Source organism: Bartonella sp. AD328YNZD (assembly GCF_042196425.1).
Genome location: NZ_JBHIQG010000382.1, coordinates 1 through 2177, shown reverse-complemented (window position 1 = coordinate 2177; position 2177 = coordinate 1). Strand labels below are relative to the sequence as shown.

Annotated in this window: 1 tRNA gene and 2 pseudogenes; 1 reads left to right on the top strand and 2 read right to left on the bottom strand. The window is 28.2% G+C overall.

The annotated features are described in order from the left end of the window. Nucleotides 1–338, bottom strand: a pseudogene (locus tag ACFIO3_RS12005) (septal ring lytic transglycosylase RlpA family protein); the annotation flags it as partial. Nucleotides 339–624: 286 nt separating this feature from the next. On the opposite strand from ACFIO3_RS12005, the pseudogene ACFIO3_RS12000 reads away from it, so the two are divergent. Then, nucleotides 625–802 (top strand): annotated as a pseudogene (locus ACFIO3_RS12000) (integrase); the annotation flags it as partial. 66 nt (nucleotides 803–868) lie between these two features. Here ACFIO3_RS12000 and ACFIO3_RS11995 read toward each other — a convergent pair. Beyond that, nucleotides 869–944, bottom strand: a tRNA-Lys gene (locus tag ACFIO3_RS11995). Nucleotides 945–2177: the final 1233 nt, after the last annotated feature.

The following is a 2177-nucleotide window of genomic DNA, read 5'->3' as shown; positions in this document are numbered from 1 at the left end:
CCATGAAAGTCTGAACCATACCATGATGCCTCACCAACACGTTTATAAGTTGGATCATTTTGAGGATAATACCACTTTCCTTTTATTTGATAAGGTTTACCAACAATCGCTCGTCCACGCTTTTTTTCTTCCGATTGATTTTTCTTATTGGAGACTTGTTGAGGTAGTACAGAAGTGTTTACGTTAATTGGTTTATTATGATAGGAATCTTTTATTGAAAAATTCATAGTTTGGCTTGCGCAACAAGATACCAGTGACTGAGAAATGACAATCATAGAAAACAATTGAAGTGTTGGTTTAATCATAAAAGTAATTTTCTTTTTTCTATTTGAAGGCATCTATTCAGTCCACTTATTTCTGTTAAGTAATACTGTAAAAACCACATCACGCTTTTTGTACGCAACGGAAGAATTTACGTTTTTTAATGATTCCCCTCGCGTATATACCACTCTTAAATTGGCTTCTTTTACCAAGAAATTAACGTATTGTTAACTTTTTTATGGTTTTCATACGAAATAAATGTACTATAGTAGATGTTAAAAAGATTAAAAGTTAAATAAATCAACATCTTATAGAAAATTCATTTCATAATATTAAAGTGTGAATAAGTGGTGATTTTAGCAACTGTTTTGCGAATCATGTAATGTATTGAGTATTAAAAAACCACCTATGGATTGAGAAAATTAGAAACTACATGTGCTGCCAACGCAGGTACAACCCTATCCGTAAGCTTAAAGCTCTTTTTTGTTGGGAAGGAGACAGCATAGCATCGCTCTATTCCAAAACAGCTGATAGAAAATGACAGACTATAGAATCAAAACAAAAAAGATTCTTAAATTTTTTATAGCCTATTGATATTACTTAAATTTGGTGAGCGCGCAGGGATTCGAACCCTGGACCTACTGATTAAAAGTCAGTTGCTCTACCAGCTGAGCTACGCGCTCCCACACAAGCTATCTAGTTTGCATACTATGTAGTTTGCAGAAAGTGAAGGGAACATACGGTTGACTTTCCATTTGGTCAACACCTTTTGGAAAAAATATTATTATTTTCTGCAGTTATCAATAATTTTCCGTTTTCGCTCCTTTACTTCATCATTGTATAAGTACTTTTTAATCTTCTTTTTGAAGTTTCAATAAAGGAAAAATTTCACTGCAAAATATTGCATAGATTCGAAGCGTTAAAATTATGAGAAATCCCCCCTTCCCCTCACATGGGTTGTTGAGCATAATGGGTAGAGAAGAAAAATACCTTTTATTATAATATTATTTTTATATTTTAGTGTTCAATTTTCAAATATGAATACAGATTTATAAGATAATATATTGATTTATAATAATTTATCATTTTTTACTTGAGTGAAAATTCTCAAATACTGTAAATTTTTCTCATTTCAAATCTTTTTTATATTGAAACAATAAAAAGCATTTGCTCGACCAATAAAAGTGAGGGAATAAAACTATATAAAAAAAGAAATGAAAATGATACTTATGCCTTCTTTCAATAACTAAAAATTATCGAAACATTAAGGGGATAGCAAAATAGTATGATAGTGTTAGCACGTTTGATATAAAAATGCGGCAATCCAATAGATTTTATATTATTCATCACAAAATCTTGATGAAAGCAAGCACATTGAGAGATACTTTTTTAAACAAATGTACCAATGAGCGACAATAGCATTCTAGAGAGATGACTTTTATTCATGCACAATGGCTATATAATGAAAGCCAATTTATTCTATAAAATAAAGCAGACATAATAATGCAAAATGATTCTCGACACACCTTGAGTGATCAGTTCTATTATTGACAATAATGTTTTCTAATTCACTTTTTATATCAGAAATTACAAGATACGTATATATATTTTTAAAAGAGAAAGATACCACTGATCATAAACTTTAGTGTCGAATAATTCAGTTTATTTCAGAGCTATAAAATATTTTTATATATGATGTAATATTAATGTATTTATATAATATATAAATAATATTTTAATAATGTTATTAAATAAATAATTTTAATATTTATAATATATTAAATATAAATAAACATATTAAATTCACTTATAAGATCAAAAATAAAGCAAATAATTTTGATTTAGCGAAAAAAACTTGCATAATTATTATGTATACACGTATTTTTACTTTATTCCTTTTTATTATTTTGATTGGA